16 protein-coding genes and 1 riboswitch are annotated in these 21,584 nt (G+C 39.1%); of the genes, 1 reads left to right on the plus strand and 15 read right to left on the minus strand.

Features of this window, described 5'->3' with window-relative positions; genetic code table 11:
* Window positions 1–4 precede the first annotated feature (4 nt).
* Window positions 5–580, minus strand: coding sequence for a TetR/AcrR family transcriptional regulator (locus TEPIRE1_RS09780; RefSeq protein ID WP_013779012.1), 576 nt, complete (start codon window positions 578–580; stop codon window positions 5–7).
* A 152-nt stretch (window positions 581–732) separates the two neighbouring features.
* Here TEPIRE1_RS09780 and TEPIRE1_RS09785 point away from each other — a divergent pair, with 152 nt between their 5' ends.
* Window positions 733–2,646, plus strand: a complete 1,914-nt coding sequence (locus TEPIRE1_RS09785; RefSeq protein WP_013779013.1) for an NAD(P)/FAD-dependent oxidoreductase — start codon at window positions 733–735, stop codon at window positions 2,644–2,646.
* A gap of 91 nt (window positions 2,647–2,737) precedes the next feature.
* Here the strand turns inward: TEPIRE1_RS09785 and TEPIRE1_RS09790 are convergent, their stop codons facing one another.
* From TEPIRE1_RS09790 to TEPIRE1_RS09850, 14 genes are all read right to left on the minus strand, one after another.
* Window positions 2,738–3,970, minus strand: a complete 1,233-nt coding sequence (locus TEPIRE1_RS09790) for a sensor histidine kinase (RefSeq protein ID WP_013779014.1) — start codon at window positions 3,968–3,970, stop codon at window positions 2,738–2,740.
* A 324-nt stretch (window positions 3,971–4,294) separates the two neighbouring features.
* Complete coding sequence (locus TEPIRE1_RS09795; protein WP_013779015.1) at window positions 4,295–5,035, minus strand: amino acid ABC transporter ATP-binding protein; 741 nt, start codon at window positions 5,033–5,035, stop codon at window positions 4,295–4,297.
* 61 nt (window positions 5,036–5,096) lie between these two features.
* Window positions 5,097–5,825 carry an amino acid ABC transporter permease gene (locus TEPIRE1_RS09800; RefSeq protein ID WP_013779016.1) on the minus strand — a complete coding sequence of 243 codons (729 nt, stop codon included), beginning with the start codon at window positions 5,823–5,825 and terminating at the stop codon, window positions 5,097–5,099.
* Window positions 5,826–6,006: 181 nt separating this feature from the next.
* The gene (locus TEPIRE1_RS09805; protein ID WP_013779017.1) at window positions 6,007–6,861 is read right to left on the minus strand and encodes a transporter substrate-binding domain-containing protein; all 855 of its coding nucleotides are present in this window, start codon (window positions 6,859–6,861) and stop codon (window positions 6,007–6,009) included.
* A 135-nt stretch (window positions 6,862–6,996) separates the two neighbouring features.
* Window positions 6,997–7,183: riboswitch (Lysine riboswitch) on the minus strand.
* A 142-nt stretch (window positions 7,184–7,325) separates the two neighbouring features.
* Window positions 7,326–9,329 (minus strand): sodium-translocating pyrophosphatase, encoded by a 2,004-nt coding sequence (locus TEPIRE1_RS09810; protein WP_013779018.1) that lies wholly within the window; start codon window positions 9,327–9,329, stop codon window positions 7,326–7,328.
* A 47-nt stretch (window positions 9,330–9,376) separates the two neighbouring features.
* Entirely contained in the window at window positions 9,377–9,604 is a 228-nt protein-coding gene (secG, locus tag TEPIRE1_RS09815) for a preprotein translocase subunit SecG (protein ID WP_013779019.1), read from the minus strand.
* A 260-nt stretch (window positions 9,605–9,864) separates the two neighbouring features.
* Window positions 9,865–10,089 (minus strand): hypothetical protein, encoded by a 225-nt coding sequence (locus tag TEPIRE1_RS13690; protein ID WP_015295682.1) that lies wholly within the window; start codon window positions 10,087–10,089, stop codon window positions 9,865–9,867.
* Window positions 10,062–12,776 carry a UvrD-helicase domain-containing protein gene (locus TEPIRE1_RS09820; RefSeq protein ID WP_015295683.1) on the minus strand — a complete coding sequence of 905 codons (2,715 nt, stop codon included), beginning with the start codon at window positions 12,774–12,776 and terminating at the stop codon, window positions 10,062–10,064. The genes TEPIRE1_RS13690 and TEPIRE1_RS09820 overlap by 28 nt, the downstream gene beginning before the upstream one ends.
* On the minus strand, window positions 12,776–15,244 hold the full coding sequence (locus TEPIRE1_RS09825; protein ID WP_013779021.1) for a PD-(D/E)XK nuclease family protein: 2,469 nt from the start codon (window positions 15,242–15,244) through the stop codon (window positions 12,776–12,778). The genes TEPIRE1_RS09820 and TEPIRE1_RS09825 overlap by 1 nt, the downstream gene beginning before the upstream one ends.
* Before the next feature lie 139 nt (window positions 15,245–15,383).
* Window positions 15,384–16,670, minus strand: a complete 1,287-nt coding sequence (gene eno / locus TEPIRE1_RS09830) for a phosphopyruvate hydratase (protein WP_013779022.1) — start codon at window positions 16,668–16,670, stop codon at window positions 15,384–15,386.
* 271 nt (window positions 16,671–16,941) lie between these two features.
* On the minus strand, window positions 16,942–18,477 hold the full coding sequence (gene gpmI, locus TEPIRE1_RS09835; protein ID WP_013779023.1) for a 2,3-bisphosphoglycerate-independent phosphoglycerate mutase: 1,536 nt from the start codon (window positions 18,475–18,477) through the stop codon (window positions 16,942–16,944).
* Window positions 18,478–18,492: 15 nt separating this feature from the next.
* Window positions 18,493–19,248, minus strand: a complete 756-nt coding sequence (gene tpiA, locus TEPIRE1_RS14140; RefSeq protein ID WP_013779024.1) for a triose-phosphate isomerase — start codon at window positions 19,246–19,248, stop codon at window positions 18,493–18,495.
* Between the two features lie 42 nt (window positions 19,249–19,290).
* A complete protein-coding gene (locus TEPIRE1_RS14145; RefSeq protein WP_013779025.1) occupies window positions 19,291–20,475 on the minus strand; it encodes a phosphoglycerate kinase in 1,185 nt (394 codons plus the stop codon).
* The gene (locus tag TEPIRE1_RS09850) at window positions 20,456–21,508 is read right to left on the minus strand and encodes a sugar-binding transcriptional regulator (protein WP_013779026.1); all 1,053 of its coding nucleotides are present in this window, start codon (window positions 21,506–21,508) and stop codon (window positions 20,456–20,458) included. Before TEPIRE1_RS09850 ends, TEPIRE1_RS14145 begins: the two co-directional genes overlap by 20 nt.
* Window positions 21,509–21,584 lie beyond the last annotated feature (76 nt).

Below are 21,584 nucleotides of genomic sequence, written 5' to 3' on the forward strand. Positions count from 1 at the left end.
CTATTCAGTATTTTCTATATTCGAGGGCTACATCGTAAATATTTTCTAAGGCTTTTCGCATTTCTATTCGCCAATTAAATTTACCTTTTTTAATGCACCAAGTTACTTCCTGACCTAAAAATGCATAGGCTGACGCTATGTATAAGGTCTCTGCATTACTCCTGTTTCTGATTTGTCCTGATTTCTGGCCTTTTTCTATAATGGATACCGCTATCTTAGTTAATTCATCTCTTAAATCATAGCTGCCATAGTCTTTTTTTAAATTACTGATCATCATTTGACTGAAAAAGTCAGTTCCGTACTTATATGCTTCCTCTACAAGGGATTCAAAACATACCATTAATTGTTCCCAATAGTTGTCCATTGATAGAATAGATAGAAGATGCTGGCTGATGTTATGAGTCACTGCATCATAAAAACTTAAGATAATATCTTCTTTGGATTTTAGATGATAATAAAATGTAGTTTTAGAAATATTGCATGCCTTGCAGATATCTACAACTGTAACGTTCTGATAACCTTTTTCAAGAAATAATTGATTGGCTGTTTTTATTATTAAATCTCTAGTAGAGTTTGACATGATTGCCTCCAAATAAACCCGAGCACCATCTGATATCACTGTATATAATATAGCACATTCTTTTTTTAAAATCAAAATTGACATTTTTTTTAGAAAGCAATATTATATTACTAGGGTAATATAAATTATAACCATGGTAAGGAGGAAAAGTTATGTTTAAATTATTTGAAAAAACACAAATAGGTAGTATGAAGCTTAAAAACCGTATTGTTATGGGGCCAATGGGAACTACCGGTGAAGCAGACGGCTCATATTGCTCGGAAGGCATTCGCTATTTTGAAGAACGCGCCAAAGGGGGAGTGGGATTAATAATTACAGGCGCCAATGTTGTTACAACGAAATACGAACCCCGTCCCTGCACTGAACTTAGTAATTTTCATCACGTTGAGCGATTAAATATGCTAATAGATCGCTGTCACCATTACGGCGCTAAGGTTTGTGTTCAGATTTCACCCGGTTTAGGTCGTCAGCAGTTTACAGATCCGTTTACGCCACCTTATTCAGCCAGTGAATGCAATTCTTTCTGGTTTCCTTCTCTGAAATGTAAACCATTTTCCATAGAAGAAATACATGATATTGTAGAAAAAGTCGGTTATTCTGCATCACTTGCAAAAATGGCAGGTGCAGATGCAGTTGAATTGCATGCATATGGAGGGTATTTATTAGATCAATTCCATTCGAAGCAATGGAACAACCGTACCGATGAGTATGGTGGCAGTCTGAAGAATCGCATGAGATTTACATTAGAGTGCATCGATGCTATTCATAAAAATGTTGGACCAGAATTCCCTATCTTTGTTAAATTCACACCGGTGCATCGGGTCGAAGGTGGTCGTGAATTAGATGAAGGATTAGAAATGGCTAAAATACTTGAAAGTGCAAATATAGATGCGCTTCATGTCGATGTTGGCTGTTATGAGGTCTGGCACAAGGCAATCTCTACTGTATACGAACCAGAAGGACACCAAATGGATGTTGTTGAAGCTGTAAAGAAGACGGTATCATTACCAGTATTTGGACAGGGTAAAATGTTTGATCCGGTAAAAGCTGAACAAGCTCTTGTAGAAGGAAAAACCGACTATATAGTATTATCGCATCAGATGTTAGCAGATCCGGCATGGGCGAACAAGGTTAAAAGCGGAAATACTATGGACATTGTCCCTTGTATTGGATGCAATGAATGCCTGCTTTCAGGTTTTTCAGGAAAGCATTATTACTGTAGCGTAAATCCGCTTTGCTATGCTGAAGACACTTTTCAGCTTCCTGAGAAAAGTGATGTAAAAAAATCTGTATTGGTTATCGGTGGCGGTCCTGGTGGTATGTCAGCTGCCATTGCGGCTGCCAAGCGCGGATTCGATGCAGAAATATGGGAAAAATCATCACGTCTGGGCGGCAATTTATGGGCAGCGGGTTTACCTACATTTAAGCATGATGTTTTAAGATTAATTACTTATATGGAGCGTCAAGTGTTAAAACTTGGAGTTAAGGTTGTATTGAATAAAGAGGCAACAGCAGAAGCTATATTAGGCGGCAAGTATGATAAGGTTATATTAGCAACCGGTTCAACGCCAATTATGCCTCCTATTGAGGGAATTGAAACTGCTGCTACTGCAATTGACTATTTGTTAGGTCTAAAAAAGCCTGGTAAGAAAGTCGTTGTAATTGGCGGCGGCCTTGTCGGTTGCGAAACGGCGGCATACATGAAAGAAAGCGCCGATGAAGTTACAATTATTGAGGTGCTGGGAGACATTTTAGCAACTGCTGACCACTGCTTAAACAATGACCAAGCGTTAAGAACAATGATTAAAGAAAGAAATATTGGGGTAGTTGTTAATGCAAAAGTCACCAAAATAACTCCGAACAGCATCAGTTATGCAAAAGACGGAAAAGAATATGTGGTTGAATGTGATACAGTAATTGTTGCTGCCGGTTTTCGTTCAAATAATCAGTTAGAAAAGGCATTAGAGGATAAAATAGAAAATTTAACGGTTATAGGAGATGCACAAGCTCCTAGGAAAATCATTAATGCAGTACACGAAGGATATCATACAATCCGTGTAATGTAAGTTTAAAAAGAAACTCCCACGAGTATTTAGCACAGCTTTATTTTAGTAAAAAAGTATAATCTAAGTGGCTTATTGATATACTTTCTCAGTTTTATTGATTTATTGGGTAAAAAGTTGATTCCATATAACTTTTTGGAAGTGTTAATCTTGTGACAGTTCCATTTCCTAATTTGCTATCAACTTCTATACCGTATTCTGACCCAAAATATCGTTTTATTCGAATATCTACATTTGGAATTCCTATTCCCGTTATGTGTCCTTTGCCCTTTCTTGTAAAATTATTTAATTCATTTAGTGTCTTGCTATCCATTCCAACACCGTTATCTATGATTTCTATTATCAACATTTCTTGTTCTTCATAAGCCTTGATGATAAGTTCCCAATTGTCTTCTTTTTGCTCCAAGCCATGAATTATGGCATTTTCAACTAAGGGTTGCAGCGTCATGACGGGAATCAATATATCTTGTAACTTTTCCGGAACATCAATTGTGGTTTTTAACTGATCTTGATATCTTGCTTTTTGTATATGTAGGTAATGCTGTATATAAGTAATTTCTTCTTTTAATGATACAAATTGTTCTAGATTTCTTAGGGAATACCTTAAAAGACTTGCAAGGGAATATATAATTTCTTCCGTTCTTTTTGCATTTTCAAGGTAGGAAAGTCTAGCAGCAGTATTTAATGTATTGAAAAGAAAATGAGGATTTAACTGTGATTGCAAAACCTTTAATTCCATAGCGTGTAATGTATTTTCCAGTTGTAACCGAAGTCGTTCTTCTTCTAAAAGCCTCTGCTGCATAAGATTATTTATTCCCAATTCTACTATGTAGTTGGAAAAAATATTTAACATTTCTGTAGCAGAAATCAGTCTTTGTTTCGTAAAAACCTTTACCTCCAAAAAACTTTGAACATAATCGTTCACATCCAAGCCAAACTTTTCTGCCCTCACCCGGGCTTGCCTTATGTTTTCGGCTTCAGGAGGTTCCAAAAAAACCTGGCCGCATAGAATATAGCCGTAACACTTCCCCTCAACCACAATAGGTGCAGCCAAGTCCATTAGGCCGCAGTGGCATGGGAATATGATTGGCTTCCCCTGCTCCATAGATGCCCTGCCATGCTCCTCATCTGACGCATAGCACAGTTTTTTCCCCATTTCAGTGGAACGAACCATATGACAATGCCTTGTAAAATTGGTGGGATCCGTTATATTTTTACCGGTCAAATCACAAGGAATGGCAGCCAAATCCGTAGCTTCGGTAAACTTTGCCAGCATCTCCCGAAGCTTAATTTTATCAATAACATCTGTTAGTTTGTAGTCAGTCATGTCAAACCTCCTCAAGCAAACCAACTATATTGCCTCCCACTGCCCTCAAGTTAACCTTTTCATCTTCTCCACCTTTTTACTTCCCTAAATATATTCTCATATTTATCAAATTTCTACATAATACCAAAAAATCCTTCTTTAAATGTGAATATTTAGGAACGATTCCTTTTGATTCATCGAAGGAGAATAGATCTGAATAAAAGTCTAGATTTACCGACATTATTGTACGGCACATATCGGTCACAAATGAAAAAGTATCACATATTATAATCTTTGCAGAAAAAGCTAAAAACTTATAGTGCTGAAGATGTATGGTTTTTGATGTTACATCTGTTTTAAGGTTCGTCTTAAGAACTCTCTGGTTCGTTCTTTTATCGGGTTATTAAAGATTTGCTCAGGGTTACCTTCTTCTTCAATAACGCCCTTATCCATAAATACTACGCGATCAGCTACTTCATTTGCAAATTCCATTTCGTGAGTCACAATCAGCATGGTTAAACCGGTTTGGGCAAGTTTTTTCATGACCTTGAGAACTTCTTCCACCAGTTCGGGGTCAAGGGATGATGTAGGTTCGTCAAACAGCATAACATCCGGTTCCATCGAGAGAGCTCTGGCAATTGCAACCCTTTGTTTTTGCCCGCCTGATAATTGTTTCGGTTTTGCATTGATGTATTGTTCCATTCCAACAACTTGCAAGTATTTCATAGCAACTTTCTTCGCTTCTTCCTTTGAGCGTTTTAATACTTTTATCTGCCCTACCGTGCAGTTGTTTAAAACATTGTGGTTATTAAATAAATTAAATTGTTGAAATACCATGCCTAATTTAGTGCGGTATGCGTAGATATCATGATTACCCTCTAACATATTCTTGCCTTTATAAATTATCTTACCACCGCTTGGCTTTTCCAAAAGGTTAATACAGCGAAGGAGAGTTGACTTGCCTGAGCCTGACGAACCGATTATGCAGACAACTTCTCCTTTATCTACCGAAAAATTAATGTCCTTTAATACCTCATGAGTTCCAAAAGTTTTACTTAAATGTAATATCTCGATTATCTTTTCCATAATTCCCCTCCTCTACCATCGACAATGGCGAGTCCCACAATTTATATTTCACGGTTCGGTATTATATTTGCATTGGATTGCCAATCACTGTAAAGTTTTCCGGACCGTCTATTTTCCTTTCCAAATAACGTAATATTCTTGTCACTGTAAAAGTCATAACAAAATATATAACAGAAGCAATAAAAAAAGTTTCGAAATACTTGTAGTTATTGCCAACAATTGATTTTGTTTGGAAGAATAATTCTGTTACAGAAATTACGTTAAGTACTGAGGTATCTTTAATATTTATTACAAACTCATTGCCTGTTGCCGGCAAGATATTGCGAATTACTTGCGGTAATATCACATTAACCATAGTTTGCATATGATTCATACCTACAGCATGAGCTGCCTCAAATTGTCCTTTATCTATGGAAACAATTCCACCTCGAACAATTTCAGCCATATAAGCACCTGTATTAATAGATACAATCAAAAAAGCTGCTGTCAATTTATCCATGTCAAGGCCTAATGCCTGAGCAGAGCCGTAATAGATTACCGTGGCTTGAACAATCATCGGTGTCCCACGAAATACTTCCACATAAGCATTTAAGAAGGCATTGATACATTTTAAAATTAGTTTTTTTACTCCTGATTCAGGTATAGGAACACTGCGTATAACACCAACTAATAGACCGATAAAAAACCCTATAATAGTGCCCGTTATGGAAATCAAAAGTGTCATACCGGCTCCACGCAGAAACATGGGCCAATATTTTAAGGTGATTCTGATTATCTGCTCAAAGCTCATATAAGTTTCCTCCTTTTGACACCGCTCTGTCTAGATTCTCGTTTTCTTAAACTAAGACTTTTTACATATAAACAAATGTATGAATTCGTGCTCCTTAAAAGTTATCAGTCTAGGCATACCAGCACTTACCCTGCTGCTTACAGAAGCAGATGGATAAGCAATGGCAACCATCGGATAAATATTATTCTTTCGGCTGATTTTTGATAGCCTCATTCATGAGTTCTTCTTTTTCCGCATCCGAAATGCCTGCCAATATCCTATTTATCTCCTCAATTAATTCACTTTCCTTCACAAGACCCACAGCAATGGCAGTATCATCATCAGATGTTACAAAACCATCGTCAAATTCAACAAATGTAAAGTTTTCATTGGCAGCCTCCGCACTGACAGCTTCCGGCTTCTCCGAAATATACCCGTCGATCATTCCTGATTCAAGGGCAACCCTCATTGCAGAGAAATCATCCATGGCCGGTTCCTTTATCACACCTTCGATTTGGTCAATCACTGTATAGTGGAATGTGCCTATTTGAGCAGTTACTTTTGCACCTTTAAAGTCTTGGATAGAGGTAGCTCCTTCATACTTTCCTCCTTTTTTAACAACCATGACTAAATCTGATTTGTAGTAATTTGTCGAAAAATCTATGCTTTCTTTTCGCTCCGCCGTAGGTGACATACCTGCGATAATTGCATCAATTTTACCTGAAGTTAATGCGGGCAAAAGACCAGACCACTCAGTTTTGACAATAACCAGTTCTCTTCCCAAGCCATCGGCGATTCTTTTTGCAATTTCTATATCATACCCAGCTGCATATTCAGCACAACCATCTATTGGCACCGCACCATTGGAATCATCAAGTTGAGTCCAGTTAAACGGCGGATAATCACATTCAAGCCCTACTTTGAATGTTTTATCTTCCGTTGTATCCCCCACCTCCGGTGAATTTGCATTTTGTGAATTGTCACTTGATCCACATCCCGCCGACAACATAATGACTAATAAAAATATTGACATTATTGATAATACTTTCTTATTCATAAACAATACACTCCTTTTTAAAATTTAAATTAAGGAAAAAAGATCCTTCATTTCATTCAGGATGACAAGTACAAAAAGACCCGAGATGAACTCGGGTCTTAATATACGCGTTTTCCCAAATTCCTCCCCTTTCCCAATTGAGATAGCTCAACTCAATAAACCGGGCTGTTTATTGAGACAGTCCTACAGCTCTTAACTGCAGGCCCAGCAAATAACATGAGAGAATATTATCTGCTTCGGCAACACTTCCTTCTCCTTAATGTCATTGCTTTGCTCTCAAGCTTCACTAAGAATCGTTAAGCGCTGCTCCTCTACCCCACTTGTGAAAAGTGAGGCTTTGCCTTTATTAAATTATATCTTCAGTTTACAACAAGTTACTATGTCTGTCAACCCATAATTGTTCGTATTTCCGCATTTTTTTGTAAACCACTATTTTTTGAAAGCAGAAACCATTTGTCAAATATTTATATAAACAACGGTGCAAACACCAGGGCTACAATGGTCATTAACTTTATTAAAATATTTAAAGAAGGTCCTGATGTATCTTTGAAAGGGTCGCCCACAGTGTCTCCGACAACCGCAGCAGCATGAGTGGGGGTTCCTTTCCCGCCAAAATGCCCTGATTCAATATACTTTTTGGCATTATCCCAAGCTCCGCCTGAGTTGGACATTTGAATAGCCAACATTACTCCTGTCACCAGAGACCCTGCTAAGAGGCCTCCGAGTGCCTCAGCTCCAAACAGAAGTCCTACAGCAAGAGGTGCGATAACCGCCATCATTCCCGGTACTATCATTTCTTTTAGTGCCGCTGCTGTACTGATATCCACGCACTTAGCATAATCAGGTTTTGCCTTTTCTTCCATAATGCCGGGAATCTCTTTAAACTGACGCCTGACTTCTTCTATCATTTCAAAGGCAGCTTTCCCCACCGCTTCCATGGTCATTGCGGAAAATAGAAATGGCAGCATGCCGCCTATTAAAAGTCCTACAATGACATCGGCCTCCAAAAGATTAATACCTTCCTTTAAACCTGCTGCTGTAGTGTAAGCAGAGAACAATGCCAACGCCGTCAGTGCTGCAGAACCTATAGCAAATCCTTTTCCTATGGCAGCAGTGGTATTGCCTACTGAATCAAGTTTATCGGTAATTTCGCGAACTTCATGAGGAAGCTCGGCCATTTCTGCAATTCCGCCGGCATTATCTGCAATTGGCCCGTAGGCGTCAACTGCAACAGTCATACCTGTGGTAGAAAGCATGCCTATAGCTGCCAGTGCTATTCCATACAACCCCGAAAATCTATATGAAATAAGAATGGCAGCTGCAATAAACAATATAGGCAATGCCGTGCTTTTCATTCCCACCGCAAGTCCCGATATTATATTAGTGGCCGCTCCCGTTTGAGAAGACTCTGCAATTCCTTTTACCGGAGGTTTATCTGCCGATGTATAATATTCGGTCACCATCCCGATAATACTTCCGGCAACTATGCCTGAGGTAGTGGCAAAAAATGCATTTAGCTCGCCCAATATGGATTGGCTTAAAAAGTAGGTAGCAATTATGGACAGAACTGCACTGATTAAAGTCCCATTTGTAAGAGCCTTTTGTGGATCAGTTCCACTTGAAGCATTAACAAAAAATGTACCGATAATTGAGCTTAAAATACCTGCTGCCGCAAGCATTAGAGGAAGGATAATTCCCTTTATGCCGAAGGCTTCTCCGGTAGTAGCCGACACAGCCACAGCTCCTATGGCCATACCAGAAACAATGGAGCCTACATATGACTCGAATAGGTCAGCTCCCATACCGGCCACATCACCTACATTGTCACCTACATTATCAGCTATAACTGCAGGATTCCTAGGGTCATCCTCTGGGATGCCCGCCTCTACTTTACCAACCAAGTCGGCACCTACATCGGCGGCTTTAGTATATATACCTCCACCCACCCTAGCAAAGAGGGCAATGGAGCTTGCACCTAAGGCAAAACCATTTATGACATCAAAGCTCTTGACATCCAACGGATCTCCAAATAAATAATAAAGAATTCCGAGGCCTAAAAGACCTAAACCAACTACCGACATACCCATAACTGCCCCGCCTGAGAAGGCAATGCTGAGGGCCTTGTTTTGGCTTTCGCGAGCAGCATTGGCAGTCCTGACATTTGCTTTTGTAGCTATATTCATACCTATGAAGCCTGCCAATATTGAGGCAATGCTGCCGGTAATATAGCATATAGCTGTAGGCCAGTTGATAAAAAAGCCTATTACTGCAAACATAACAGTTACAAAAACTGACAAGATTCTGTACTCCCGGAAAAGAAATGCCATAGCTCCTTCATGAATGGCACCGGAAATTTCCTGCATCTTAGCATTGCCTGCAGGGTTTTTAGTCACCCTAGCGGCAAGTATAAAGACAAAAGCTAGAGCTACAATCCCCATTACAGGGGCCCATATCACCAGGTTTTCCATTTGATAGTTCCCTCCAGATTATTGAAAGTATTGAAAGTGTTTAAATACTAACGCAAAAAAACAATCATTACAATCGACATAGCCAGAAATACAAGTGCCAGAATCTCTGTGTATTTGGCCAGCTTATCATCGATGCCTTTTTTCTTGCCAAACAGCTTTTCAGCACCGCCGGCAATACTTCCGGCCATACCAGCAGACTTGCCCGACTGCAACAAAACCAGTGCAATAAGGCCAATGCAAATTAGTAGATAAACTATTGTCAAGAATATTTCCATGCCGCCTACCTCCCGTATAAGCTAATATTAGTGATTATAACACAAGGTTTTTTAAAACACAACACATTTATCATAAATGATGTACTAATACATCCATGTTATCTATATATGTGCTACTCTATATTTTATATTACACATTAAAACACTTAATACTGTTCTATTACAAAATATAATAACCTGATGATATGTCATTTTGAGTTTTAGCTTTAGATTAACTTCTGCTTAATAAATATCCCCTAAGACCACCCTCTTTCCAATAATTATTCACATAATACCCCTTTATATGCACAAGTGTCACAATTAGTTTTTATTTGTGTCTTTCCATTAAAATCATCGTTTTCTATCCGGTTTATGATGCTGCAAATCTGTGCTTTACATTTTTCTAATGAAGATAGTAAAATATCTAGTTCCACGATTTTCCCTTCAAATAGTGATGCGATAACAGCTTTCTTTGGTATTATGCCGCAAATTTCAGATACTGCCAAGCATAAGCCATTACTTGCAAGTGATAAGCTTTCATCAAATCTGAACCTATCATAGAATTGGTCTTAAAGTCTACTACTGTAGCCCCATCTTCTTCAAGTATCAGACGGTCAATCTTTCCCGTTATATAGCGCCTCTCACCTAAATGATATGTAAATGGCATTTCGGAATAAACAACACCCGACGTATTGTACAAATCGCTTTCAAGGTAATTTTGCAGGCAGCTTTCAATAAATTTTCTGTCTTGAAAATTTAAGGGATAGCTGTTAATAGCCAAAATTTTTTCTTTATTATTCACTTTGATATTTTCTTTATGGATTTTTTCTATCAATTCATGGACGATTGTGCCCCTTTCTCTTGCCGAAAGTCTTGATAAATCGCCGCAATCTTTATAAAAAAGTCTCTCGGGTATACCCATCTGATTACTTAAATAATATCTTCTGGGGCATCTTGCAAACTCTCCTATTGAGGTTACTGAAAAACTCCTTGGAACACTAATGTGCTTATTTAAATAAATTTGTTTTTTCCCAAGTTTTGGTTTATTTTCCTGTAAATTTACAGTATTTACAGCAACATCCGACAACTCCCAAATTGTTTGTATAGAAATTCCATCATCTACAGAATCTGTAATACTTTCTGGGTTCAGCCATTTTAAAAAGCTGTCCTTTTTATCGGATTTCATCTCACCTGAAATCAGGAGATAATCTCGTGCACGAGTAAGTGCAACATATAACAGTCTTTTAGCCTCTTCAATCTCCTTTTGATTTAAGTATTTTTTCAGCATTTCCCACTTGTCTCTGTCTTTTTTCAGTGCCAAACCTATTTTAGGTTCGAACAGTATTTCCGTAAAAATACCTGATATTTCTTGGCCGCTGTCCGCCAGAATAACTATGGGAAACTCCAAGCCTTTGGAAGAATGTATAGTAACGAATTTTACTACATCTTCCTCTTCGGACACATCTATGGCTTCCTGCTGCTCCCAGCCAAAATCCGAAAGTTCTTCTAAAAACTCTCTTAAAGTATAACCCTGTTCATCATAATCCCTGCATAAATCCAAAAACTTAAACACATTCTCGACTTCAAGCAAGTCATTTTGAGCTGCAGCAGCTAAAAGCATGGTATCATCCGCAATCCTCTGAGCCAATTCTCTAAGTGTTGCTCTATCTTTTATTTTACACCACATTAGGATTAATTTAAAGGCTTCGGCAAGACTTTCAGGAATATCGTCATAGCTTGCATCTTCTTCAAGACCTGATATCAGCTCTTGCCGCATAAGTACATACTCCGCCAGTTCCTCATCACTTATTTTAAAAAGGTGTGAAAGTGTTCCATATAAATTTATGTTATCTCGAAAAGCCACGGTTTTTAATGCACAGAGTATATTTTTTACACTGGAATCTTCCATAATGCTTCCGGTATCGGCCACATAAAACGGTATTTCATGGGCTTTAAATGCATTTACATAGTGCTTTATATGGGTCTTCCTTCTAAGAAGTACCGCAAAATCCCTGAAGCTAGGTCTTCGATATTTTTGGGTTTCTCTGTCAAATACCTTTACAGATTCATCGGAAATCATCTCGAGAATCTTTTTTGCTATCATTTCACCTTCCTTCTGTCGCCGCTCACTCATAGTTCCCTGACTTTCCATCGTTAAAAAGCATATGTTATTTTGACCACCGTGGCGACGATTTGCTTTAATAGGTTCATATCCCTCTATAAGATTTTCGAAGCTTTGATTTACATGTTCGATTATCCGATCATCACTTCTAAAATTATCTTTTAATGTTAGAGCTTGTCCTTGCCTTTCCAAGTCCTTTCGCAGCTTTTCAAAAAGTTCAACTCTAGCTCCTCTAAACCCATATATGGATTGCTTTTTATCACCCACAACAAAAATATTAGTATTTTTGCCCAGCAGACGCAAAATTTCATCTTGAACAAAGTTTAAATCCTGATATTCATCAATTAAAATAAACCTAAATTTTTTTTGGTATTCACTGAGTATTGCCTTATTTTCTTTAAGCAAGTCCAAGGTTTTTTGTAAAATATCTTCATAATCCAAAAAGAACTGCTCTTCTTTTTTAAAATTATACAATTTATATGTCTTTTCAATAAGCAGGGCAATAGCTTTTTCATCCTCAGTTTCAGCCATAGTATTTATAACGGACGGACGCAGACCTTGATTTTGCATTTTATTCATTAGCTCATAAATCTCATACGACAGTTTTGAAAAGCCTAATTCTGATGTAAGTTGAAAAACAGATTTATTTTCAAGATTATCTATTATTGTTTCTCGGATACTCTCTTTCATCCATGCTTTAGACCTATATTCTTCTATAACTTTAGCATCAGAATCAATACCGGCCTCTACGGGGTTTTCCATAAGAAGTCTCATGCAAAAACTGTGTATTGTGCCGATATATGCAACGCCCAATTTTTCCAGGCATCTTGAAAAATCACCTTCATCTTTCCGTTTTATCATCTCTTTGCGAAGGCGTTCTCTTATTTCTAATGCCGCTTTTTTTGTATATGTAATGGCCACAATTTCATCTATGTCGACAAGGCCTTGCTCTAAAATATAGAGAATTCGATCAACAAGCACCTTGGTTTTGCCGGCTCCGGCTCCGGCTGTTACAACCAGATTTTGCGTTACGGTTTCAATGGCTTTTTTTTGTTCAGGAGTATATTCCATCAGTCTTCACCTTCCCAAGGACATATTCCGGTAAAATCACAAAAACTGCCGTAAACATCAACCTTTGGACATCTTTTGGGGTTTAGCAAAAACTTCGCTTCCCTTATATCATCCACATATGTCCTAATGGTAGCTCTCACTGCTTCCATCATATGATTCCATTCTTGCTGGCTCAAGATACCTTTTTTCCGGCGCCTTGATATGAATGGTAAATCCTCGTCGTCTTTAACTAAGATATTATCAACGGCACCTTTTTTTATTGAAATAAATACTCCGCCTGCCACAGTTTTTTTAAGTAGTTGCTCAGCCGCCATAATGTAAATAGGTAGTTGCAGATTTGTGCCGTCTTCTATCTTATTTATATCCGGTGTTGAACCTACCTTATAATCAAAAATTACCAATCTGCCCTTTGAATCCTCATCTATCCTGTCGATTTTACCCACAAGCTGAATATCCGGAGCAAAGTGCAGGGAAAAGTCGTTTTTATATCCGAAGCCAAGTTCAATAAAGGCAGGTACAAAATCTCCCATCTGTTTTATATGCCATGCCAAATAGTTGACAATATTAGTTATAATTCCGCACTTTTCAATTTCAAGCAGCAGTGGGTGTGCAAAGCTGTCTTGGAGATTATAGTTCTTTATAACCTCATCAGCAAGAGCCTTTATATCATTTGTATATTCATCAAGCATTGCAGCGTCCAATTTCTCCCGATGTCTTTTGAAAAATATTTCAAGTATTTTATGTATAACTGTCCCCCTAGCTATTGCCGTATACTCGTCTTCTTCCTCGACAGGCGATAGATTTAAAACTCTTGCGAGGAAAAATTTATACGGACATTCGCCATACATATTAAGTGCTGTAGTACTGAAAGGTGTATTGCAAAAATGCTCCTTTAGCCGCTGTTTCGTATTCCCGGTAATAACTCCTCGCTCTTGTGCAATGATGTTTTCTAGCTTTTTACCGCAATACACCGACTCAAACCTCACATTTTCTATAGTAGCAGCCGACTTCTGGCACAGTTCTTCAAGGTAAATTGACATCAGTAAAGAAGTATTGTCTTCTAATATCATCGGATAAGAAAAATACCCTGCCTGACTTGATGATATTAAAAAATCAAAGGACTCCCTCTCTCTTTCAAGTAATAAATCCAGCGTATCAAACTTATATCCTTTACGATTGAATTCTGCCCTATCTTTGTCCTTTAAAAGCCAATCCGGTCGGAAATCTCTTGGAAATTCTCCCTCTACCATGCCCGGAACATAAATCTTATCAAACCTTAAACCTCTGAGCATGGCCGGAGGAATTACCCATATTCCGTTTTTCAAAGAGCTGTAGCTATAAACACAACTTTGTAGGTGAGTATCTAAAACGGTTGCAAAATCAGTAAATGATACGGCTTCTTTAGAAATCATTTTATCGGTTTCATTCAATTCAGTCAAAACACCTTGAAGCGACTGGAATGCATCTATATCACGCTTTACTACAGCAAGGTTATTATCATGAATATGGCAAAACTTTTCAGGATAGCCCTGGACTTCTAGAAAATTCTCCAAATCAGCTATCCACTCGCTTATCGGTTTGCTTGCCGAGCTATCTTTTGCCCATTCTTCAGAAAAATAGTCGGTAAGCTCCCCATAAAAAAGCAGTCTTAATAGTGCTTTGATAAATGGATTTTGCAGCAGGACTGCCTGCTTATCCAAGGAGATTGGGATACACATTTCATCAAAGATATCAAGGAGGAGATTTTCATAGGCACCTCTATTGCGCAAGACAATACATATATTTTCCGGCAAAAGCCCATCCTGCAGGTCCTGTAAAATAACGTGAGCAAGATTTATAATTTCAGTCCTGCGGTTTTGAGCCTTTACTGCCTTTACCTGTCTCATATTTACCGTTAAATCGGAATCAGTAATCTTAACTTTACTGCTTAAAGCTTCTAAGATTTTTTCCTGGATTATGGAAAATTTATGAAATTCATTGAAATGTATAGTATCATAATGTGCAATAAATTTACTTTTTCGGACATGTTTTTTACACAGTATATAGCGGTCTTCTTTATCATAGAATTGATTTCTTTCAAGAAAATCTTGATATGTTTGATAGAGTATTGAAATGTCTTGATGACAGGCCTTCTCATCTATAATGTTTTCAAAAGTTTCAGCATCGATATTCTGTTGCTTGAGTTCTCCTATGACCTCTCCGATGCGGTGTATGTAACCCGGACGGGGTGTATCAAAATATTTCAGTTTATTCTGTTTTTTAAGCTTCCTAAATATCCTTTCGATAATAAGGTTTTTCTTAAAATCTCCTAAAAAGGTCTTTGAGGCTATATTATCTTTTATGCATTTTTCTATAAAAATTTCATAAGTGACCGGATATTCTCCGGTCACTCCTTGTTTGCCTTTCAACTGTGCTGCTGTATGCTGCTTAACCAAATATGGTGTGGGGTATACAATTAACTCCTTCATACAAAGCCCCCTCGCTGCCAACTTTTTTTGTAAATATGTATGCATATATAGCAACAATAGTTGTCAGATGATGCAAGAGAGCAAACTGCATCACCTGACAACATCAAGCAAAACTATGCATATAAAAATCAATCGTTTATTATCGTTTAATGTTATAAAATGCGCCGATGCCGAGATACCGGGCTGTGGTATCAAGCTCCTGCTCAATTCTTAAAAGTTGGTTGTACTTAGCTACCCGGTCGGTGCGGGATGGAGCTCCTGTTTTTATCTGGCCGGCATTGACCGCTACCACCAAATCAGCGATGGTAGTATCCTCGGTTTCACCGGAACGATGGGAAACTACTGCTGTATATTTTGCCCTTTCGGCCATAGAAATAGCATCTAAGGTTTCGGTCAACGTTCCGATTTGATTCAACTTAATTAATATTGAGTTAGCCACTCCTTTTTCAATACCGCGCTTTAGCCGCTCAGTATTTGTGACAAATAAATCATCGCCAACAAGCTGCACCTTGCTGCCTATAGCATCTGTAAGAAGTTTCCAGCCTTCCCAGTCTTCTTCAGCCATACCATCTTCTATGGAGATTATAGGATATTTTTCTACCAAGCGTGCGTAATAATCCACCATGCCTGCTGCATCATACTCTAAGCCTTCACCTTTGAGCTGATATTTACCGTCATTATAAAATTCGGAAGAAGCAGGATCTAGTGCAATGAATATATCTTTACCGGGAACATATCCGGCTTTCTCGATAGCTTCAATTATATATTTTATTGCTTCTTCATTTGAGGAAAGATTTGGTGCAAAACCTCCCTCGTCCCCAACGGCTGTAGACAGACCTCTGTCGCCTAAAACTTTCTTTAATGTGTGGAATGTTTCAGCTCCCATCTGGAGAGCTTGTGCAAAACTTTTAGCACCAGCCGGCATAATCATAAATTCCTGCAAATCTATATTGTTATCCGCATGCTCGCCGCCGTTTAATATATTCATCATGGGAACCGGCAGTACCTTGGCATTTGCACCGCCGATGTATTTATACAGGCTGACGCCTAAATAATTAGCTGCCGCATGAGCTGCTGCAAGGGATACGCCTAAAATCGCATTGGCACCGAGGCGGCCTTTGTTCGGAGTGTTATCAAGGTCGATTAAAAGCTGATCGATTGCCACCTGATCAAGGACATCCATGCCCCGCAGTTCGGGAGCAATTTCCTCATTTACATTTTGAACCGCCTTTAAAACGCCCTTACCGCCAAAGCGTGCCACATCTTTATCTCGAAGCTCCACCGCTTCAAACTTACCTGTGGACGCACCTGATGGAACTGCAGCTCTGCCCATAGTTCCATCTTCAAGTATAACTTCTGCTTCTACGGTGGGGTTACCCCTCGAATCTAATATTTCTCTAGCAAAGACATCTAAAATTATTGACATAAGCATTCACCTTTCTAAATTATATTATTAAAGTAATTTTTTATCCTTATTAATCATTATATCCTGCACACAGCCCCTGCTACGTTTATCCCTTGTATCTATAGTGCCTAGGAAACCTCTGAAAATCCCGGGTTTATGTCATTCTGAATGAAGCGAAGTGGAATGAAGAATCTTAAAAGCCGCTCTAAGAATAGATCCTTCGCTATCACTCAGGATGACGGTTTTTATTATTTGCAATAATGTTTCACTTTTTCAGAGGTTTCCCTGGCACTTATACTATCAATGATTCTCCTGTCATTTCTTCAGGCTGCACGATTCCCAACAGTTCAAGCATAGTTGGTGCTATATCTGCTAATTTGCCTGATTTAAGCTTATATGCCTTATCACTTACAAGAATAAACGGAACCGGATTGCATGTGTGTGCCGTATAAGGCTCGCCGGTCACATAATCAAGCATTTGCTCGGCATTGCCGTGGTCTGCGGTCACAAGCAGTGTCCCGCCTTTTTCATCAATGATTTTTGCTACCTTCCCTATGCATTTATCTACTGCCTCTATGGCACTTACGGCTGCCTCAAAAATACCTGTATGGCCTACCATATCCGGGTTTGCAAAGTTTAATATTATTACATCGTAAATATCTTCCATTATTTTTTCTATTACTGCATCGGCTACTTCATATGCACTCATCTCGGGCTTTTGGTCGTATGTAGCTACTTTAGGTGATGGAATCAGTACACGGTCTTCACCGGGATAAGCCTTTTCCGACCCTCCGTTAAAAAAAAATGTAACATGTGCGTATTTTTCGGTTTCGGCAATTCTAAGCTGTGTAAGACCATTTTTAGACAGCACTTCAGCTAGGATATTATGCATTGATTCGGGGCCATATGCTATCATTACATTCTTTATCGTTGCGTCATATTCGGTCATACAAACATAACAGACGGGAAAATACCCTTTTTTCCGCTGAAATCCTTTAAACTCTTCATCACAGAAAGCGTAGGTTAGCTGGCGGGCTCTATCGGGTCTAAAATTAAAGAAAATAATTGAATCTCCCGATTGCACCGTCGCCACTGGTTCTCCGCAGCTATCAGTAATAACAGATGGTGTTACAAACTCATCCGTTTCTTTACATTCATAGCTTTGCAATAGGGCATGTTCTGCACTACTCGCTTTCATACCTTGACCCAAAACCATGGCATCATATGCTCTTTGGGTTCTTTCCCATCTTTTATCTCGATCCATGGCATAGTAGCGACCTGATATGGTGGCAATAGCTCCTACACCAATTTTATCCATGTAATTTTCTATTTCTTTAATATATTTTAAAGCATTGGCTGGGGGTACATCTCTGCCGTCTAAAAAAGCATGTAAATAAACCCTCTTTAAACCTTTTTGTTTTGCCATATCAAGCAGTGCTTTAACATGATCTATATGGCTATGAACTCCACCGTCAGACAAAAGCCCCATAAGGTGAAGAGCTTTATTGTTATTTAGTGCGTTATCCATTGCATAAACCAATGCGGGATTTTTAAAAAATCCGCCGTTCTTTATGTCTTGACTTATTCTGGTAAAGTCCTGGTATACAATTCGCCCTGCCCCCATATTTAAATGTCCTACCTCGGAGTTACCCATCTGTCCCTCCGGCAATCCTACTGCTAGCCCGGATGCCTCTAATATGGTGTTGGGATAATGGTTTATCAATCGGTCGTAATTAGGTGTATTAGCATTTAATATGGCATTAGCTTTCTTTTCAGGGTTTAATCCCCAGCCATCCAAAATCATTAGCATCAGCGGTTTTTTCGACACTATTTTCAACTCCTACTATAGATTAAAGGTGCAAAGTGCATAAAAACTGTCCGGTTTAAGGCTTGCTCCGCCTACCAAGGCTCCGTCAATATCGGCCTCTTGCATAAGTTCTTTTATATTTTCCGGTTTGACACTACCGCCGTAAAGTATTCTAACCTTTTCTGCAGTATCACTGCAGTACATCTGTGCAATCTTCTTTCTTATGGCTGAGATTACTTCCTGAGCATCAGCAGCCGAGGCAGTCTTGCCTGTCCCAATAGCCCAGATAGGTTCATATGCAAATACTATTTTTTCTAATTCTTGCGAAGATATATCTTTTAATGCATTCTCCACCTGCGACATTATCCATGACATAGTAATACCCTCTTCACGCTGAGCAAGGCTCTCCCCTACACAAACTATAGGAAGAAGGTCATGCTGCAGAGCAGATTTTATCTTTTTATTGACAGTTTCATCTGTTTCTGCAAAATACTGCCGGCGCTCCGAATGGCCAATAATTACATAGTCACATGGAATCTCTTTTAACATTACTGGTGAAACCTCTCCGGTAAAAGCACCTTTGTCTTCCCAGTGCATGTTCTGTGCCCCTAGCTTAACATCCGTACCTTCAAGCTTTTCAGCCGCCACGAAAAGATTTGTAAAGGGTGGGCATATGACAATATCGACCGAAAGCCCTTTAGCCTTCGGCAAAAAACTTTCCAAAAACTTAATGGTTTCTGTTTTAGTATTGTTCATTTTCCAATTTCCCGCTATCAGGGGTTTTCTGGACATAAATAAGCACCTCCGGTTTATTTTATGCCGATGCTGCCAATATCACTTATCGTTTAAGGCAGCTACTCCCGGTAATTCCTTGCCTTCAAGAAACTCCAACGATGCGCCACCGCCTGTAGAAATATGAGTCATATACTTGGCAAGACCCATCTGTTCCACTGCCGCAGCCGAATCTCCTCCGCCAATAATAGTTACGGCTTTTGATTCGGCCATTGCTTTTGCAACAGCTAGAGTTCCGGCAGCATATTCTTCTATCTCAAAGACTCCCATCGGACCGTTCCATATAACAGTCTTAGCCTCTTTTATGATATCTGCGAATTTCTCCCGAGTCTTTTCACCTATATCGACACCCATCTTATCTTTTGGAATATCAGCTATTGAAACCGTTTCATACGGTAATCCTTCCTTTAATTCTGAAGTAACCACCACATCATCCGGAAGCAGCAGCTTCACATTCTTTTCCTTCGCCTCGTTTAAAAGCGATGCGGCAAGTTCAATCTTGTCCGATTCCAGCAGGGATTTACCTATTTCATAACCTTGACTCTTTAGAAATGTATAGGCCATACCGCCGCCGATAAGCAATACATCAACTTTGCTCAGCAAATTCTTTATAACTCCTATTTTATCTCCTACCTTAGCACCACCTAAAATGGCCACAAAAGGCCTTTCGGGATTTTCTAAAGCATTGCCCATTATCTCAATTTCTTTCTGCATTAAATACCCTGCACCTGCCGGCAGAAATTTTGCAACACCTACGGTAGATGCATGAGCACGATGCGACGTGCCGAAAGCATCATTTATAAAGATATCAGCAAGTTTGGCAAGTTTTCTGGCAAATTCCGGATCATTTTTTTCCTCGCCCTCGTGGAATCTGACATTTTCTAGAAGTATTACATCTTTGGGTTTCATTTGGGCTACAAGATTTTCTACTGTTTCTCCTATGCAGTCCGGCGCCATAACCACCTCTTTATCTAAAAGCTCTGAAAGTCTTTTGGCTACAGGTGCAAGACTGTATTTTGGATTTACCTTGCCTTTGGGCCTGCCAAAATGTGATACGAGTATAACCTTTGCATCCTTACTTATAAGATAGTTTATTGTAGGCAATGCGGCCCTTATACGGGTATCATCGGTTATATCGCCGTTTTCATCTATAGGCACATTCAGATCCACTCTGACCAGAACTCTTTTATCCTTCACTTCAAAGTCTTCAAGCATCTTTTTGTTCATCATCTCTACCTCCTTCAAGTTCTAACAATTTTCGGGCTGCTCCTTCATCAGTAATCAAAACCGTCGGACTGTGATATCTCAAAAACGCTTGTATGGCAGGAGCTTTATTTGCACCGCCGGCTATAGCAATAACAATCCTAATATTCTTAAGGTCTGCTATGGTAAGGCCCACACTAGTAGTAGTATGGACAACCTTACCGTCTTTATTGAAGTAAAACCCAAAGGCTTCCGCCACAGCACCCTTTTTACTTATTTCAGCGATTTCTTTTTCTGACAGGCCGCGCCTTTGTCCTATTTCCTCGGCTCCGCCGATGCCATGCAGTAAAATATCGGCACTGCGCACAGTCTTTAGTATCTCTCGAATTCCCGGTTCGTTAATAACCGACTCCATGGTTTCCGGGCTTAGATTATCCGGAATATATAATAGCTTATATTGTGCTTTGAGTTTTTTTGCAAGTTCAGCCGCTATGGTGTTCGATTCAATTTCTACCTTTTCTCCTAAACCGCCTCTACCCGGAACTACGGTAATATCTTTAAGGCTGGAAATATTTTCCATAGCCCGAGGAATTTGAGCCATGGTAGTCCCGCCTGTTACTGCTACAATATCACCATTATTTATGGTTTTCTTGAGATATTGCGCCGCTTCTTTGCCCAATTGCATCTTTATAGTTTCATCTTCATCCGAATCTCCCGGAACTATAGAAACATAACCGCAGTTAAACAGTTGTCTTATACTCTGAGCTATAGGATTTAAACCTCTTAAGTGATATATGAAATGCTCTAATCTAAAGATTATATTTTCACCTGTATTGGTCAGTTCCATACCTTTTGAGCTTATTTTAACCAGCCCTTGCTCCTCTAACCGCTTCACTTCTGTCCTGAGCTGCCGTTCAGACAATGAAAGAATCGATGACAGAGCCCTTCGGCCAATTGGTTGATTAAAGTATATGTTTCGCAGTATGGTATAGCGGTTTTCTATAGTAAGCGCTATTTCAGGAGCTATCTGCTGTAGTAATTTCACCAATTCTTCCATATGTTAATCTCCTTAAAAAAGTAGCATATGTAAGAAATGGCTGAAAAAACCTGCCTGAAAGCAAGCATTTTCCAGC

The sequence above is a fragment of the Tepidanaerobacter acetatoxydans Re1 genome (assembly GCF_000328765.2).
GTDB lineage: Bacteria > Bacillota > Thermosediminibacteria > Thermosediminibacterales > Tepidanaerobacteraceae > Tepidanaerobacter > Tepidanaerobacter acetatoxydans.